A 15553-nucleotide genomic window follows, 5' to 3' on the forward strand; every position below is an offset into this window, starting at 1 on the left:
AAGCCGTCCAACCATCGCGCAGGGAAGGCCGAGTGATTGGCACCACCTGTATGCTGCTGTGCGGTTCCCTTGCGTGTGCTTTTCGCGCAGCGGACCGCGGGTGCGAGGTCAGCACCCGGCCTTCCCTGCGCCCTCTTGGACAAGAGGGCGAAGAGATCAAGCAAAACTCGGGTGAATTGAGCCGCGAGGATGCGAAGGCATGTCTGCGACACACACTCACTGTCATCGCCCGCCTTGTGCGCATTTGCGCACTGGGGCGGGCGATCCAGTATTCCAGAGGCCGTTGTGGTTAAGCCGAGAAGCCGCGGCGTACTGGATTCCCCGCCTGCCGCCTACGCTAAAGCTTCGGCGCCCCTGGACCTCAACCCCGGCGAAGCCTTGGCGTAGCCGGGTCGCGGGGAATGACAGTGGTACTTGGAGGACGCAGCCGATGCCTCATACTCCGTCATTGCGAGCGCAGCGACGTGTCCGCCGAAGCCTTGGCGAAGGCGGAAGCAATCCAGAGTCTTGCCGCGGCGGCAGTCTGGATTGCTTCGTCGCAAGGGCTCCTCGCAATGACGGTGCGGAAGCAGTTGCGCTTCGACCGCTCTACGCTTCCAACATCACCGTCCCGCCGGCGCCGACATCGCGCCGTTGGCATAGCGAGACCAGTCGGGCGCGGTCGGCTGCGACGGCCACATGGCGGCATTGGAGTCGCGCACCGATTGAGTGATTGGAGCGCGTTGCGCCTTGCGGGCGTGGTGGCGGTCGTTTGCGGCGGCGGTCTGGATGGTGACGGCGGCCATCAGCATGGCGCCGAGAAAGGCGAATGTCTTTTGCATCGTTGTTTCTCCCGTGACGACGCTCCGGCTATGAGAGATGTTGTCGTCGTCGTCTCGGCTGACATGGCGATGTGGCCTGCCGAATATCAGCGGCGCCGCCATCACGTTGGAGCGAGCAAATTTTTTGGTCTCGGCTAAATATTCGGCAGCCCGCCCACGGCGCCGGTGGACTTGCCCGCCGCAATCCGGTTCAATGGGGTGAATTGGCTTTCCAGGCGACAACGATGTCGAAATATCTGCTGGTCCTTCTCCTGATCGCGGCGCCGGCGGCGGCGCAGGTCAAGCCCACCCCGAAGAGTTCTGCGGCGCATCCGGACCCCTGCGCGCCGATCGGGCGGACCGCGGACGGCAAGCTGGTCTATTCCATGAAGTGCGAGAACCTGCCGGCACCGCCCGCACCGCCGCCGCAGGCGGAACTGAAAGAGGCGCCGCCTGCGGCAGCCGCCGAGCCGGAGCCGGAGGTGCGGCGGAGCGGCATTTTCGGCTGGTCCTACGACCGCAGGTGATGCGGCGTCGCCCCTTGCGCGAAGCCCGACGGAGTGCTTTTTGCTGAAAGTTCCCCGCGGGGCGCATCGCCCCCGATCCAGAGAGATGAGATGAGCAAACTCGTTATCCGCGCCGGCGATTTCACCTTCGATGCCCGTTTCGAGGAGCAAGCGGCGCCCAAGACCGTTGCCGCGTTCCGCAAGGCTCTGCCGTTCGAAAGCCACATCATCCATGTGCGCTGGAGCGGTGAGGCGGTGTGGATGCCGCTCGGCGATCTCGACTTCGGCGTGGGCTACGAGAACCACACCAGCTATCCCGCCCCCGGTCAGATCATCCTCTATCCCGGTGGCATCAGCGAAACCGAGATCCTGTTGGCCTATGGCGGCGTGCACTTTGCCAGCAAGATGGGTCAGCTCGCCGGCAACCATTTCATCACGCTGACCTCGGGCCTGGAGAATCTGGCGACGCTGGGCAAGAGCGTGCTGTGGAAGGGCGCGCTGCCGATCCGCTTCGAGGAAGTCTGAGTGACTGACGCCCGCTACCCGCGCGATCTCCGCGGTTACGGCCGCAACCCGCCGCATCCGCAGTGGCCCGGTGACGCGCGGGTCGCGGTGCAGTTCGTCGTCAATTTCGAGGAAGGCGGCGAGAACAACATCCTGCACGGCGACCGTGCCTCGGAAGCGTTCCTGTCCGACGTGCTCGGCGCACAACCCTGGCCGGGCCAACGCCACGCCAATATCGAATCCATGTTCGAATATGGCTCGCGCGCCGGCTTCTGGCGGCTGTGGCGGATGTTCACCGAGCGCAAATGGCCGACCACCGTGTTCGGCGTCGCTACTGCGCTCAAGCGCAATCCGGAAATCGTCGCTGCCATGAAGGAGGCGGGCTGGGATATCGCAAGCCACAGCCTGAAATGGATCGAGCACAAGGACATGACGGAGGCGCAGGAGCGCGCCGAGATCGCCGAGTCCATTCGCGTTCACCTTGAGGCGACCGGCGCGCGGCCGCTCGGCTGGTACACCGGGCGCTCCTCGATCAATACCAACCGGCTGTTGATGGAGGAGGGTGGCTTCCTCTATCTCTGCGACTCCTATGCCGACGATCTGCCCTATTGGGTCAAGGGCGGCAACGGCAAGCAGCTCATCATCCCCTATACGCTGGATGCCAACGATATGCGGTTCATCAACCCGCAGGGCTTTGCCGAAGGCGAGCAGTTCTTCACCTATCTGAAGGACGCCTTCGACGTGCTCTATGCGGAAGGGCAGACTGCGCCGAAGATGATGTCGGTCGGCCTGCACTGCCGCCTCGCCGGCCGGCCCGGCCGCGCCGCCGGGCTGATCCGCTTCCTCGATTACATCGGCAAGCATGAGCGCGTCTGGGTGCCAACCCGGCTGCAGATCGCGCAGCATTGGCACGACAAGCACGCGCATCTTGCCGCCGACGCGTTCGAGATCGGATGAAGCCGTGATGTCGCAAATTTCGCTCGCCGATCTCAATGCTGCCAGCAAGGCCGACTTCGTTGCCGCGCTTGCCAACGTCGTCGAATACTCGCCGTGGATCGCCGAGAAAATCGCGGCACAGCGGCCGTTCACCGGCATCAATCAGTTGCACGCCGCGCTGATGGCGGCGATCCAGAGTGCCGAGCCCGACGTGCAGCTGGCGCTGATCCGGGCGCATCCCGATCTCGCCAACAAGACCCAGCGCGCCGCGGGGCTCACGGCGGAATCGACCGACGAGCAGAACAGCGCCGGCCTCGACCGGCTGTCCGATGCCGAATATGCCGCGTTCGAGCGCGTCAACAATGCGTATCGCGAGAAATTTGGCTTCCCCTATATCGTCTGCGTCCGCCGTCACACCAAGGATTCCGTACTGCGGGACTTCGAGGTGCGGCTGCTCAACATCGCCAAGACCGAGACGCGGCGTGCGATCGAGGAGATCGGCCGCATCTCGGCGCTGCGGCTCGATCAGCTCGTCGTCGCCGACGACAGGCTGAAGGTGCACGGGCGGCTCTCGACGCATGTGCTGGACAACCACGCCGGCAAGCCCGCACCCGGTATCCCGGTGGAGCTCGTCGAGCTCTCCGCGCTCGGCGAAAACCGCGTCATTGCGCGGACCGCGACGAACGCAGATGGTCGCACCGACCAGCCGTTGATCGGCGGCCGCCCACTGCCGATCGGCCGCTACGAGCTTCGCTTCAGCGTCGCCCGATATTACGCAGAGCGGAACGTTCCGCTGTCGGACCCGCCGTTCCTCGACGAGATCCCGCTGCGCTTTGCCATCAGCGAGCCGGAAAATCACTACCACGTGCCGCTGCTCGTCACGCCCTGGAGCTACGCGACCTATCGCGGCAGCTAAACGCTATGTGCCTATGTGCGCTCTTCACCTCGCCCCGCTTGCAGGGAGAGGGAGCATGCGTCACCGTGGTCGCCGCTATCACGTCCCGTCCGAGCGACCGAACTTCTCGAGCAGCGCCGGAAACAGCCGGTCCGGTTTGAAAGGCGGCGCAGTGAAGCGGATGCCGGTCGCGTCCGCAATCGCATTGCCGAGCGCCGCGGCGACCGGATTGTACGGGCTCTCGCTCATCGACTTGGCGCCAAGTGGCCCGATCGTGTCCGACGTCTCGGCGAACAACACTTCGGTGCGCGGCACGTCGGCGAAGGAAGGCAGATGGTAGTCGCGGAATTTCGGATTGGTGACGCGGCCGGTCGCATCGATCACCATCTCCTCGTAGAGCGCAGCACCGAGCGCCTGTGCCACGCCGCCTTCGACCTGGCCACGGCACTGCATGGGGTTGGCGACGACGCCGGCATCCGCGGCCTGTACGCTCCTGAGAATCCTGAGCTCGCCGGTGCCCTTGTTCACCGCGACGCGAAAGCCCTGCACGTTGAAGCCGACCGAGCGCGGCGTGCCGCCCGAATTGCCGCTGCCTGCGAACGGCTGGCCGCGTTCGCGGGCAAGCTTGGCCAATTCAACAAAGGACATCCGCCTGACGCCGCTGACGACCGTCTCGCCTTCGAGCGTGCAACCACCGACGTCGCACAGCCAGGCGTCTGCCGCCGCCGCCTTCAGCTCGGTCGCAAGCTGCGTGGCAGCTGCCTGCGTCGCCTTGCCGGCGACGAAGGTGCCGGCGCTGCCATAGGCACCGGTGTCGTGGCCGCCATGGGCGGTGTCGGATTGGCGCAGGCGAATTCTGTCGACGGTGGTCGCCAGGATCGTCGCGGCGATCTGGCGATGGACGGTGCTGGTGCCGTTGCCGAACTCGGCGGTGCCGACTGTCAGGTCGAAGCTGCCGTCGTCGTTGAGCGCGATCATGGCATCCGCGATGTGGCCGGCCGGCGGCACGGTGTCGATCATGGTCAGCGCGACGCCGTCGCCGATCAGCCATTCCGGCGACAGCTCCGGCTGCGGGCCATCCGCCTGCATCGCGCGCTCAACGAGATCGAGGCACTGGTCGAGCCCGTAGGAGCCATAGAGCACGTCGTGATATTCGGACGGCGGCGGCGAAAGCATGGGATCGCCCGGCTTGACGATGTTGCGCCGGCGCATCTCGTAGGGACGGATGCCGAGCTGCCTGGCCAGCTCGTCGATCGCGGCCTCGATCGCGATCAGCGTCTGCGGCAGGCCATAGCCGCGAAACGCACCCGCCGGCACCGTGTTGGTGTAGACGGCGTAACCGTCGACCCGCTTGTTCGGGCAATTGTAGACGGCGATGGACTCGGCCAGCGCGTGGAACATCACGGGACCGGCGTGATTGCCGTACGCGCCAGTGTTGGAGAGTACGTCGAGCTGGAGGGCGGTGAGCTTGCCGTCTGCATCGGCGCCGGCCTTGATGTGGACCCGCATCGGATGCCGCGTCGAGGTCGCGATGAACTGCTCCTCGCGGGTGAGCTCCAGCTTGACCGGCCGGCCGGTCTTCAGCGCGGCGAGCGCAAGAATGTCCTCCACGAACATCTCCTGCTTGCCGCCAAACCCGCCGCCGACGCGCTCGCAGAACACCCGGACCTTGCCCATCGGAAGCTGAAAAATGTCCGACAGCGCGCGCCGGGTCAGAAACGGCACCTGCGTCGAGGTGCGGACATTGAGCACGCCCGCTTCATCGAGCCAGGCGAGACCGCCATGGGTCTCCAGCGCAGCATGTTGCACGCGATGGCTGTGAAACGTCGCCTCATAGGTGACGGCAGATGTGGCAAGCGCCGACGCAACATCGCCGAACTCGCCATGCGTCTCCGCCGCGAGATTGCGCTGGGCATCGGCAACGCGGTTCGCGGTGGTGCGGTCGGGATGGATGATCGGAGCGCCCGGAGCCAGCGCCTGCTCGGGATCAATCAGCGCCGGCAGGATCTCGTACTCGACCTTGATCCGCCGGCAGGCCTCCTCGGCCGCGCCTTCGCTCTCGGCGACGACGGCGGCGACCTTCTGGCCAATGAAGCGCACGACCTCGTCGAGGACGCGCGTGTCCTCGGGGTCCATCCAGTCCTTCTCGTGGCGCGCGGTCGAGATCAGGACAGACGGTGCGTCCTCATGCGTCAGCACCGCATGCACGCCGGGAACGCGAAGGGCTTCCGACTTGTCGATCGCGACGATCCTGGCGTGGGCATGAGGCGAGCGCAGCAGCTTGATATGCAGCAGGCCGTCGATTGCGGTGTCGAACGTGTAGCACGCCTTGCCGCGGACGATGTCGGGACCCGCGGGTGCCGGCAGGCTGCGGCCGAAGGCGGCGCCGAGCTCGACGCCCGCCTCGACATTGATCTGGCCGAGCAGTGCGTCCTCGATTGCGCGATAGCCGGTGCAGCGGCAGATATTGCCCTTCAGCGCCGCGCCGAGGTCGGTGCGCTGCGCCTGGTTCAGCGAGGCGCAGGTCAGGATCATGCCGGCGGTGCAGAAGCCGCATTGGAAACCCTGCGCATCGAGGAAAGCCTGCTGCATCGGATGCGCGCCGCGATCGCCGCCGAGGCCTTCGATTGTGGTCACGGTGCGGCCCTCGGCGCGGAACGCCGGGATCAGGCAGCTGTGCACGGGCTCGCCGTCGAGCAGCACGGTGCAGGCGCCGCAGTCGCCGGCGTCGCAGCCCTTCTTCACGCCGAAATGGCCGAGCTCGCGCAGGAACGTGCGCAGGCATTGACCGGCGCGCGGCTCTTGCGCAAAAATCGTTCCGTTGACCTCGAAGCTCATGACGGCATGGCTCCCAGGAGTTCGGCGCGAATCTCCTCGGCGAGCCGCAGCGTCATGTGCTTGCGCCAGAGCGGCTTGCCGTGGATGTCGGTGTGGTAGAGGTCGTCGGTGATCTGCTGCATGATCGCATCGCGGAGCGTGCTCGCGTCGGGCGGCTTGGAAAACGACAATTGGATCGGTCGCACCGTCGATGCGGTGACCGTCAGCGCCAGCGTGCCATCGGCATCGAGGCTGCCGATCAGCAGCGTCGCCGAGCGTCCGACCGGCGCCAGCGAGATCTGGCGAAACGCCGTGCGGCGCTTCAGTGCGGCAATCGGGATATCGATCTGCCTGAGCAGGTCGCCCGGCGTCAGGCGGTTGCGCTGGTTGCCGGTGACGAAGTCGACGACGGCGATTCGCTGCTCGCCGCCGCCGGCCTTCCAGATGGTGCAGACGCCGTCGAGCGCGGAGGTGAGCGAAATCATCGGTCCCGCCGGCAGCGACATGCAGAGATTGCCGCCGACGGTCGCGGTCTTCCAGATCTTGAACGAAGCAAGGAAGGCGCGGCAGCACTGGTTGATCAGCGGCGCTGCGAGCCAGTCGGGCGGACAGGCAAAGCCATCGATCTGCGCGACGGTGCAGGTGGCGGCAATGCCGAGATGGCTCTCGCTGATCGTCAGCGCCGGCCATTTCAGATCGGTGAGATCGATGAGCCGCCGCAGATGGACCTGCGGCTCCGAGAACAGCCAGGTGCCGCCTGCGAGCCAAGCATCACCTGGCGTCCAAACGGGCAACTGCGCGCGCGTTTGCGGATGGGCGACCGCTGTGATGGTATTCAAATCCATGGCTGCGCCAAAAAGCTTCCGCCGGTGAATCGTGCGATAGAGTCTTGCAAGACCGGAGCCAAGTCGCAACAAGCAAAGTCGTAGCATGAACGTGTTTGGACTGGCGTCCGGCTTGCACGCCTGTCGTCAGCGGATGTGAGGAGAAGCAGGACCATGAGCGATGCAAAGCCGATCTGGATCAGGGATCCCTTAGCCATCCTCGCCGACGGTGCTGCGCGCGGGATCGTGGTCAGGGATGGCCGGATCGTCGAGCTCGTGGCGGCCGGCGGCGTGCCGGCTACGGCGGATGTCGCGGTGTTCGACGCAGGCGAGCACGTCGTCCTGCCCGGCCTCATCAACACGCATCATCACTTCTATCAGACGCTGACGCGGGCGCTGCCCGCGGCGATGGACCGCGAGCTGTTTCCCTGGCTCCAGGCGCTCTATCCGGTGTGGGCGAAGCTGACGCCGGAGCGGCTGGAGCTCGGCGTCACCGTGGCGATGTCCGAGCTGCTGCTGTCGGGCTGCACCACCACGACGGATCATCACTACGTCTTCCCGGCGGGGCTGGAGGAATCCGTCGATATCGAGGTCGGTGTTGCAAGGCGGCTCGGCATGCGCGTGCTGCTCACGCGCGGCTCGATGAACCTGTCGCAGCGCGACGGCGGGCTGCCGCCCGACAGCGTCGTGCAGGACGAGGACACCATCCTCGCCGACAGCGCGCGCGTGGTTGCCAAGCATCACCAGCGCGGTGCGGACGCGATGGTGCAGATCGCGCTGGCGCCGTGCTCGCCGTTCTCGGTGACGACGTCGCTGATGCGCGCCACCGCCGATCTCGCGGGCAAGCTCGACGTGCGCCTGCACACCCATCTCGCCGAGACCGAGGACGAGAACAAATTCTGCCAGCAGATGTATGGCTGCCGTCCGCTCGACTATCTCGAGCAATGCGGCTGGCTCAACGCGCGGACCTGGCTCGCCCATGGAATCTTCTTCAATCCGGACGAGATGAGGCGGCTCGGCAAGGCCGGCACGACCGTCAGCCATTGCGCGTGCAGCAACCAACTGCTGGCGTCGGGCTGCTGCCCCGTGTGCGAGATGGAGGAGGCCGGCGTCGGAATCGGCATCGGGGTCGATGGCTCGGCCTCGAACGACGGGTCCAACCTGATGCAGGAGGTGCGGGCCGCGTTCCTGCTGCAGCGGGCGCGCTACGGCGTGACCAAGGTCAGCCACAAGGATGCGCTGCGCTGGGCCACCAGGGGCTCGGCAGCCTGCGTCGGCCGTCCCGAGCTCGGCGAGATCGCCGTCGGCAAGGCGGCAGATCTGGCGTTATTCAAGCTCGACGAGCTGCGCTTCTCCGGCCATGGCGATCCCCTGGCCGCGCTGGTGCTGTGCGGGGCGCATCGGGCCGACCGGGTCATGGTGGCGGGGAAATGGGCCGTGATCGACGGCGCGATCCCGGGTCTGGATGTCACCGACCTCATCCGCCGTCACAGTTCCGCGGCGCGCGCCATGCAGGCGGGATAATCAGGCCGAAAATTGAAAGAGGGGGCGACCACAAGTGCCGGGTGCTTCTGGCCACCCCCTCCGAACCTCCTCCGGGAGGAGCAGGTGTTTTAGGCAATGCAAGAAGCGTGCTACTTGCCCGGCAGCTTGTCGTCGATGCCCTTCACGTAGAAATTCATGCCGAGGATCTGGCCGTCGTCGAGATTGGCGCCGCCCTTGCACTCGACCGTCTTGCCATCCTGCGCAACAATCGGGCACTTGAACGGGTGCAGCTTGCCCGCGGTGATGGCGGCCTGGGCATCCTCGGCCATCTTCTTCACGTCGTCAGGCATGTTGGTGTAGGGCGCCATCGCGAACATGTGGCTGTCGAGGCCGCCCCAGGTGTCCTCGGACTTCCAGGTTCCGGCGAGCTCGGCCTTGACGCGATCGATGTAGTAGGGGCCCCAGGTGTCGAGGATCGAGGTGAGCTGGGTCTTGGGCCCGAACTTGATCATCTCGGAATCCTGGCCGAAGGCGAGCTTGCCGCGTTCGCTGGCGATCTGCATGGCGGCCGGCGAATCCGTGTGTTGCATGATGACGTCGGCGCCCTGGTCGATCAGCGCCTTGGCGGCGTCGGCCTCCTTGCCCGGATCGAACCAGGTGTTGGCCCAGATGATCTTGACCTTGATGTTCGGGTTGATGGTCTGCGCCGCCAGGATCGTCGCGTTGATGCCGGAGACGACCTCGGGAATTGGGAACGAGCCGATATAGCCGAGTACGCCGGACTTCGACATCTTGGCCGCGATCAGGCCCTGGATGTAGCGGCCCTGGTACCATTTGGCCGAATAGGTCGACATGTTCTTGTCGCGCTTGTAGCCGGTCGAGTGCTCGAAATGCACGTTCGGATACTTCTTGGCGACCTTCAGCGTCGGGTCCATGTAGCCGAACGAGGTGGTGAAGATCAGCTTGTTGCCGGCGCGGACGAGCTGCTCGATGGCACGCTCGGCGTCGGGACCTTCGGGCACGTTCTCGAGATAAGTCGTCTCGATCTTGTCGCCCAACTCCTTCACCAATGCCTGTCGGCCGACATCATGCTGGTAGGTCCAGCCGAGGTCTCCGATCGGGCCCAGGTAAATGAAGCCGACCTTCAGCTTGTCGGCGGCGGAGGCTGCGCTGACGCTCCCGGCAAGCAAGAGCCCGGCAGCCAGCGCAAGAAGTGATTTCCTCATCATCAATCTCCAAACATCAGGGGAAAGCCACGATCCGCAACGTGCGCGCCCCATCGCGCACGCCGCGGAAATGAAACTCAGCGGTCAGGCACGAACACGGTGCCGAGCGCGGCCGGCGCGGTCGAGCCGCCGGTACGCGCGCGGGAGAGCAGGACCAGCACGATGACGGTCGCGAGATAAGGCAGCGCCGACATGAATTGCGAGGGAATGCCGACGCCCCAGCCTTGCGCGTGGAGTTGCAGGATCGTCACCGCGCCGAACAGATAAGCGCCGACCACGAGGCGGCCCGGCCGCCAGGACGCGAACACCACCAGCGCCAGTGCGATCCAGCCGCGGCCGGCCGTCATGCCGGGAATGAAGAACGGCGTATAGGCGAGCGGCAGATAGGCACCGGCAAGTCCGGCGCAGGCGCCGCCGAACATCACGGCGAAGGTGCGGATGCGCAGCACGGGATAGCCGAGCGCATGCGCGGAGACGTGATTGTCACCGCAGGCGCGCAGGATCAATCCCGCCCGCGTGCGGTACAGGAACCACCATACGCCGACGATCAGCGCGATGGAGAAATAGACGAAGCCGTCCTCGCCGAACAGCACGCGGCCGATCAGCGGAATGTCGGTCAGGCCGGGAATGTAAAGATGCGCGGCCGGCGTGATGCGTTCGCCGACGAAGCCGGCGCCGATCAGGCCTGACAGCCCGATGCCGAGAATGGTCAGCGCGAGTCCCGTCGCGACCTGATTGACGGCGAGCCCGAGCGCCATCAGCGCGAACACCAGCGACATCAACGTGCCCGCGACGATGCCGAACAGTGCGCCGACCAGAATCGAGCCGGTGAGCCACGCACCGGCAAAGCCGCAGGCCGCGCCGACGATCATCATGCCCTCGACGCCGAGATTGAGCACGCCGGAGCGTTCGGTCACGAGCTCGCCGGTCGCCGCGATCAGCAGCGGCGTCGATGCCGCGAGCACCGCCAGGATGATGGCCTCAACCAGTTCCACGGGCCACCTGTCGGTTCGGGAACACCAGCTTGAAGCGGTAGAGAATGAGGGAGTCGCAAGCGAGCACGTAGAACAGCAGAATGCCCTGAAACACCTTGGTGACATCCAACGGGATCTTCATCGCGATCTGCGCCTGCTCGCCGCCGATAAAGGTCAGTGCGAGGAAAAGGCCTGCAATTAATATTCCAAGCGGGTTCAGCCGGCCGAGGAAAGCGACGATGATCGCGGTAAAGCCGTAGCCGGGCGAGATGCCGGGCTGGAGATGTCCGACGGGACCGGCGACCTCGATGATGCCGGCAAGGCCCGCCAGCGCGCCGGAAACGGCGAAGGTCAGGATGATCAGCTGGTTGGCGTTGAAGCCGCCGAACCGCGCTGCCCGCGGCGCGGCGCCGACCACGCGGATCTCAAAACCCTTGATAGTGCGCCCCAGCAGGATGGCTGCTGCCGCAACGACGAGCAGCGCGATAATGGAGCCGAGGTGCAGCCGCCCGCCTTCGATCAATAGCGGAACGGTTGCGACCGGATCGAACTCGGCGGTGGTCGGGAAATTGAAGCCGTGCGGGTCGCGCCAGGGGCCGCGCACGAGATAGTCGAGAAAGAGATCGGCGACATAGACCAGCATCAGGCTGGTGAGAATCTCGCTGGCGCCGAACTTCACCTTGCAGATCGCCGGGATCAGCGCATAGAGCGCGCCCGCGGCGGCTGCGAGCACAAGCATCGCCGGCAGCACCCAGGCGCCGGCATCGGTGCCCTGCGTCTTCACCGCGATCCAGCTTCCGGCGACTGCGCCGATCAGGAATTGCCCTTCGGCTCCGATGTTCCAGGCATTGGCGAGATAGCAGAGCGACAGGCCGATCGCGATCATCACCAGCGGTGTCGCCTTCACCGCGATCTCCTGCAGCGAATAGCTGTCGGTGAGAGGCGCGACGAAGTAGGCATGCAGCGCGAGCAGCGGATTCTTGCCGAGGATCGCGAACAGGATGGTCATGGTGACGATCGTGAGGCCGATCGCGATCAGCGGCGAGACCAGCGCGATCGTATTGGAGCGCTCGGCGCGCTTCTCAAGCACCAACTGCATGCGCGGCCTCCTTCGGCTCCAGGCTGCTGCCGCCCATGAGCAGGCCGAGCTTTTCGCGGGTGGCTTCACTCGTTGCGAGCGGGGCCGAGAGCCGGCCGTGGAACATCACGGCGATGCGGTCGGCGATCTCCGCGAGTTCGTCGAGGTCCTGGCTGGTGACGAGCACGGCGGCGCCGGCGGTGGCGAGATCGAGCAGCGCCTGGCGGATCACCGCGGCGGCGCCGGCATCGACGCCCCAGGTCGGCTGGCTTACCACCAGCACCGCCGGATTGCGCAGGATCTCGCGTCCGACGATGAACTTCTGCAGATTGCCGCCGGACAGGCTCGCGGCCTCGGGATCGCGCTTGGCCTTGCGCACATCAAAGGTTTCCGTTGCGCGATCAACCGTCTTCAGCGTTGCCGCGGTGTCGATGAAGCCGCGACGGACCATGCCGCTGGCGGCGTGCCCGGTCAGCAACGCGTTCTCCGACAGTCTCATCCGCGGCGCAGTGCCGTGGCCGAGGCGCTCCTCGGGAACGAAAGCCGCGCCCAGCTTGCGGCGCTGCGTGATCGAGAGGTGGCCGGCGGCGATGCCTTCGATCACCACGGTGCCGGGATCCCTGGACAGCCGCTCGCCGGAGAGCGCGGCAAAGAGCTCATCCTGGCCGTTGCCGGCGACGCCGGCGATGCCGAGGATTTCGCCGCCCTTCAGTTCGAACGAGATGTGCTCGAGCCGTACGCCGTGTGCCTCGCTCGGAGCGAGCGAGAGATCGTTGACCACCAGGCGCGGCACAGTCGTCTGCCGGCCGGCGGGAGCCTTCACTTCCTTGATCTCGCCGCCGACCATCATGCGGGCGAGCGACGCTGCGGTCTCCAGCCTGGGATTGCAGGTCTCGACCTTCTTGCCGCCGCGCAGGATCGTTGCGGTGTCGCAGAGGCGCTTCACCTCCTCCAGCTTGTGGCTGATGTAGAGGATGGCGCGGCCTTCGGCCTTGAGGCGCTCCAGGACGATGAAGAGCTGGTCGGCCTCCTGCGGCGTCAGCACCGCGGTCGGCTCGTCCAGGATCAGGAATTTCGGGTCCTGCATCAGCGCGCGGACGATCTCGATGCGTTGCCGCTCGCCGACCGACAATTGCCAGACCTCGCGTTTGGGATCGAGCGGCAGGCCGTAGGTCTTCGACACCTGCTCCAGCCGCGCCGACATGTCCTTGAAGGATTCTCGTCCATCGAGGCCGAGCGCAACGTTCTCGGCAACGGTGAGATTGTCGAACAGCGAGAAGTGTTGGAACACCATGCCGATACCGCGGCTGCGCGCTTCGGACGGGCCCGACAGCACGATTCGCGCGCCCTGCCAGCGAATCTCGCCCGCGCTGGGCTGGATCAGCCCGTAGATCGCCTTGACCAGCGTCGACTTGCCGGCGCCGTTCTCCCCGAGCAGGGCGTGGATCTCCTTCGGCCAGATGTCGATGTCGATGGAATCGTTAGCGAGGAAATCGCCATAGCGCTTGGTGAGCCCGAGCGTCTGAAGCAACGGGGACTCGCCGGAATGCAGGCCGTTAGGCGTCGGATCTAACATTCGCTGATGCGCTTGCATGGGGTGAAGTGCCTCAATAGTGGGCTAGTTTGAACCGCCGCGTAAGGTGTGAAAAAGCGTCATCCCTTGCTCAACGCTTCGGCAGGCGGGTGGTGTCGGCGAGTCGTGGCTCTCGCCGGGCGCGGATCGAACTCGCGCGCTCCAGGATTGTCCTTGCGGCCACCGCTCGGGCGTGGCGCCTGTTGCAAATTTGTGACGGTTCAAACCAAATCGGAACCCGGTGTGCAGGCCTGACCTGACGTTGAGCAAAATCGCGCCAAGACGCGTATGCAATGTCGGGCCGCTGCGCCACGCGCCGTCGACAATCGCGTCCACCTCGTTCGTTCGATGCGAAACGCAAACAAAATCAAACGGGAATGTTTGGCAATGGCCGGCCTCACATCGCCGCGTGCCGGTGCGCATGGCCCGCGAAAATCCTCGAAATCCCGTGGTGAGATTCCGTTTGCTGCCGAAACATGCGGCATGCCTTGAAAAAAGTTGAGGCTTCTCACTCCTGATGATCGGCGCAAGTGTCGCACCCAAGGGACGTTCATTTTTACGTGTCCAAACTTGGGGGTATCAGGATGTCGTTTCGTTTCAAGGCAATTGCAGCCGCTGCGCTGTCACTTGCTACGCTCGCCACAAGTGGCCTGGCTCAAGCGGCGGACCTGCCGGTCAAGGCCGCCAAGAAGGCGCCCGATCTCCCGTTCTTCCTGGTGATCGACAACCGCGTCACGTTCTCCTGGATGCCCAAGGGCACCGATCCCGGCATGTGGAGCGTCCGCCCTGATGGCAGCATCAACGGCACCACCGCCAAGCAGGTCTACTCCTTCACCCACTTCGACCTCTGGGCCTACGGCACCAACTTCTTCACCATCTCGATGTTCAAGTCGGGCAAGAACGACCCTGCCAACCCTTGCGTCGCGCCCGGCGTGACCATCACCGGCGGTGCCGCCGACTGCGCCGGCGCGACCGAGATCTACGGCCTGTTCCGCTCGACCTTCGGCTGGAACGAGCTGTTCAACACCAAGGCCTTCACCATGGGGCCGCTGCACAACATCTCGTTCGAAGTCGGTATGGACGGCAACACCGAGAACAACTTCCTGGCGCCCGCCAAGCGCGACGTCGTTGCCGGTCTGCAGTTCGCCTTCGACCTTCCCTACAAGGGCTACTTCAACGTCGCGCCCTTGATGTATTACGAGTTCCTGAACCACAACGCCTTCACCCAGTGCGGCCTGTTCGGACCGGGCGTGCCGGGCGTGACCTGCAACTCGGACGGCAATGTCAGCTATCGTCCGACCTGGGCCGTCGAAATCAACTACTACATGGACCTCGGCTTCCTGCCGCCGAACATGCAGTTCTGGTCGATCAGCGGCCGCGCCGGCTGGTATGGTCCGAAGGGTGACTCGAACGGCCTGCCTGCGCTCTCGGGTGTCGGCCGTTTCTCCACCGCTTCGAAGACCGAGCTGAACAGCGAACCGATCCGCCTGACCTTCGACGCCTCGAAGGCGGTCTGGGGTGACAAGTACTCGCACTTCGTCGACCTCTGGGTCGCCTACCGCTACTGGCAGAACAAGTTCGGCCTCGACCACAACGCCATGCCCGGCGTCTGCACCATCGCCGCGACCGGCCAGAGCACCAAGAGCTGCACCGAGTCGACGGTCTATGGTGGCATCACCGTGAAGTTCTGATCGACTGAACATCTCCAGGTTCGGATGGCGCTGCGCAGAGATGCGCGGCGTCATTCGTGTTTGCCAAGGAGAACGCTGCCGTAGGGTGGGCAAAGCGAAGCGTGCCCACGATTTTTCGATTAGAGGTCGATGGTGGGCACGGCGCAAGGGCGCCTTTGCCCACCCTCATATGGGTATTTGTGAGTCAAGGCCCTTCTGTTGGTCTGGGGCGAGATCGCGAGGTAGGAGGGCGGCGCGCGGAGCC

13 protein-coding genes are annotated in these 15553 nt (G+C 65.2%); 6 read left to right on the forward strand and 7 right to left on the reverse strand.

Annotated features, from left to right (window positions below; all coding sequences use genetic code 11):
- Positions 1–602: 602 nt before the first annotated feature.
- Positions 603–821: a hypothetical protein gene (locus GGD63_RS12665; RefSeq protein WP_183242290.1), complete on the reverse strand. Its 219-nt coding sequence runs from the start codon at positions 819–821 to the stop codon at positions 603–605.
- Positions 822–1045: 224 nt separating this feature from the next.
- On the opposite strand from GGD63_RS12665, the gene GGD63_RS12670 reads away from it, so the two are divergent.
- The 4 genes from GGD63_RS12670 (at position 1046) to uraD (ending at position 3662) form a co-directional block, all read left to right on the forward strand.
- Positions 1046–1327 carry a hypothetical protein gene (locus tag GGD63_RS12670; protein WP_183242292.1) on the forward strand — a complete coding sequence of 94 codons (282 nt, stop codon included), beginning with the start codon at positions 1046–1048 and terminating at the stop codon, positions 1325–1327.
- Between the two features lie 90 nt (positions 1328–1417).
- Positions 1418–1831 carry a DUF3830 family protein gene (locus GGD63_RS12675; RefSeq protein WP_025037689.1) on the forward strand — a complete coding sequence of 138 codons (414 nt, stop codon included), beginning with the start codon at positions 1418–1420 and terminating at the stop codon, positions 1829–1831.
- Entirely contained in the window at positions 1832–2767 is a 936-nt protein-coding gene (gene puuE / locus GGD63_RS12680; protein ID WP_183242294.1) for an allantoinase PuuE, read from the forward strand. It abuts the gene before it with no gap.
- A 7-nt stretch (positions 2768–2774) separates the two neighbouring features.
- Positions 2775–3662, forward strand: coding sequence for a 2-oxo-4-hydroxy-4-carboxy-5-ureidoimidazoline decarboxylase (uraD, locus tag GGD63_RS12685; RefSeq protein WP_183242364.1), 888 nt, complete (start codon positions 2775–2777; stop codon positions 3660–3662).
- Between the two features lie 78 nt (positions 3663–3740).
- On the opposite strand, the gene GGD63_RS12690 is transcribed toward uraD, so the two are convergent.
- Positions 3741–6479, reverse strand: coding sequence for a molybdopterin-dependent oxidoreductase (locus tag GGD63_RS12690; RefSeq protein ID WP_183242296.1), 2739 nt, complete (start codon positions 6477–6479; stop codon positions 3741–3743).
- A complete protein-coding gene (locus GGD63_RS12695; protein WP_183242298.1) occupies positions 6476–7303 on the reverse strand; it encodes an FAD binding domain-containing protein in 828 nt (275 codons plus the stop codon). Before GGD63_RS12695 ends, GGD63_RS12690 begins: the two co-directional genes overlap by 4 nt.
- Positions 7304–7456: 153 nt before the next feature.
- Here GGD63_RS12695 and GGD63_RS12700 point away from each other — a divergent pair, with 153 nt between their 5' ends.
- Positions 7457–8806 (forward strand): 8-oxoguanine deaminase, encoded by a 1350-nt coding sequence (locus GGD63_RS12700; RefSeq protein ID WP_183242300.1) that lies wholly within the window; start codon positions 7457–7459, stop codon positions 8804–8806.
- A gap of 110 nt (positions 8807–8916) precedes the next feature.
- Here the strand turns inward: GGD63_RS12700 and GGD63_RS12705 are convergent, their stop codons facing one another.
- From GGD63_RS12705 to GGD63_RS12720, 4 genes are all read right to left on the reverse strand, one after another.
- Positions 8917–9993: a BMP family ABC transporter substrate-binding protein gene (locus tag GGD63_RS12705; RefSeq protein WP_183242366.1), complete on the reverse strand. Its 1077-nt coding sequence runs from the start codon at positions 9991–9993 to the stop codon at positions 8917–8919.
- Between the two features lie 77 nt (positions 9994–10070).
- Positions 10071–10988, reverse strand: coding sequence for an ABC transporter permease (locus GGD63_RS12710; protein WP_183242302.1), 918 nt, complete (start codon positions 10986–10988; stop codon positions 10071–10073).
- Entirely contained in the window at positions 10975–12066 is a 1092-nt protein-coding gene (locus tag GGD63_RS12715) for an ABC transporter permease (protein ID WP_183242304.1), read from the reverse strand. The genes GGD63_RS12710 and GGD63_RS12715 overlap by 14 nt, the downstream gene beginning before the upstream one ends.
- Positions 12050–13621 (reverse strand): ABC transporter ATP-binding protein, encoded by a 1572-nt coding sequence (locus tag GGD63_RS12720; protein ID WP_183242306.1) that lies wholly within the window; start codon positions 13619–13621, stop codon positions 12050–12052. Before GGD63_RS12720 ends, GGD63_RS12715 begins: the two co-directional genes overlap by 17 nt.
- A gap of 581 nt (positions 13622–14202) precedes the next feature.
- Between GGD63_RS12720 and GGD63_RS12725 the strand changes: the two genes are divergently transcribed.
- Positions 14203–15309, forward strand: coding sequence for a hypothetical protein (locus tag GGD63_RS12725; RefSeq protein WP_183242308.1), 1107 nt, complete (start codon positions 14203–14205; stop codon positions 15307–15309).
- The last annotated feature ends 244 nt before the right edge of the window (positions 15310–15553 follow it).

It is taken from the genome of Bradyrhizobium sp. cir1 (genome assembly GCF_014198245.1).
Taxonomy (GTDB): Bacteria; Pseudomonadota; Alphaproteobacteria; order Rhizobiales; family Xanthobacteraceae; genus Bradyrhizobium.

Coding starts and splice junctions, on each gene's coding strand:
- GGD63_RS12665 (WP_183242290.1), bottom strand. CDS start 821: ATGCAAAAGACATTCGCCTTTCTCGGCGCCATGCTGATGGCCGCCGTC.
- GGD63_RS12670 (WP_183242292.1), top strand. CDS start 1,046: ATGTCGAAATATCTGCTGGTCCTTCTCCTGATCGCGGCGCCGGCGGCG.
- GGD63_RS12675 (WP_025037689.1), top strand. CDS start 1,418: ATGAGCAAACTCGTTATCCGCGCCGGCGATTTCACCTTCGATGCCCGT.
- uraD (WP_183242364.1), top strand. CDS start 2,775: ATGTCGCAAATTTCGCTCGCCGATCTCAATGCTGCCAGCAAGGCCGAC.
- GGD63_RS12690 (WP_183242296.1), bottom strand. CDS start 6,479: ATGAGCTTCGAGGTCAACGGAACGATTTTTGCGCAAGAGCCGCGCGCC.
- GGD63_RS12695 (WP_183242298.1), bottom strand. CDS start 7,303: ATGGATTTGAATACCATCACAGCGGTCGCCCATCCGCAAACGCGCGCG.
- GGD63_RS12700 (WP_183242300.1), top strand. CDS start 7,457: ATGAGCGATGCAAAGCCGATCTGGATCAGGGATCCCTTAGCCATCCTC.
- GGD63_RS12705 (WP_183242366.1), bottom strand. CDS start 9,993: ATGAGGAAATCACTTCTTGCGCTGGCTGCCGGGCTCTTGCTTGCCGGG.
- GGD63_RS12715 (WP_183242304.1), bottom strand. CDS start 12,066: ATGCAGTTGGTGCTTGAGAAGCGCGCCGAGCGCTCCAATACGATCGCG.
- GGD63_RS12720 (WP_183242306.1), bottom strand. CDS start 13,621: ATGTTAGATCCGACGCCTAACGGCCTGCATTCCGGCGAGTCCCCGTTG.
- GGD63_RS12725 (WP_183242308.1), top strand. CDS start 14,203: ATGTCGTTTCGTTTCAAGGCAATTGCAGCCGCTGCGCTGTCACTTGCT.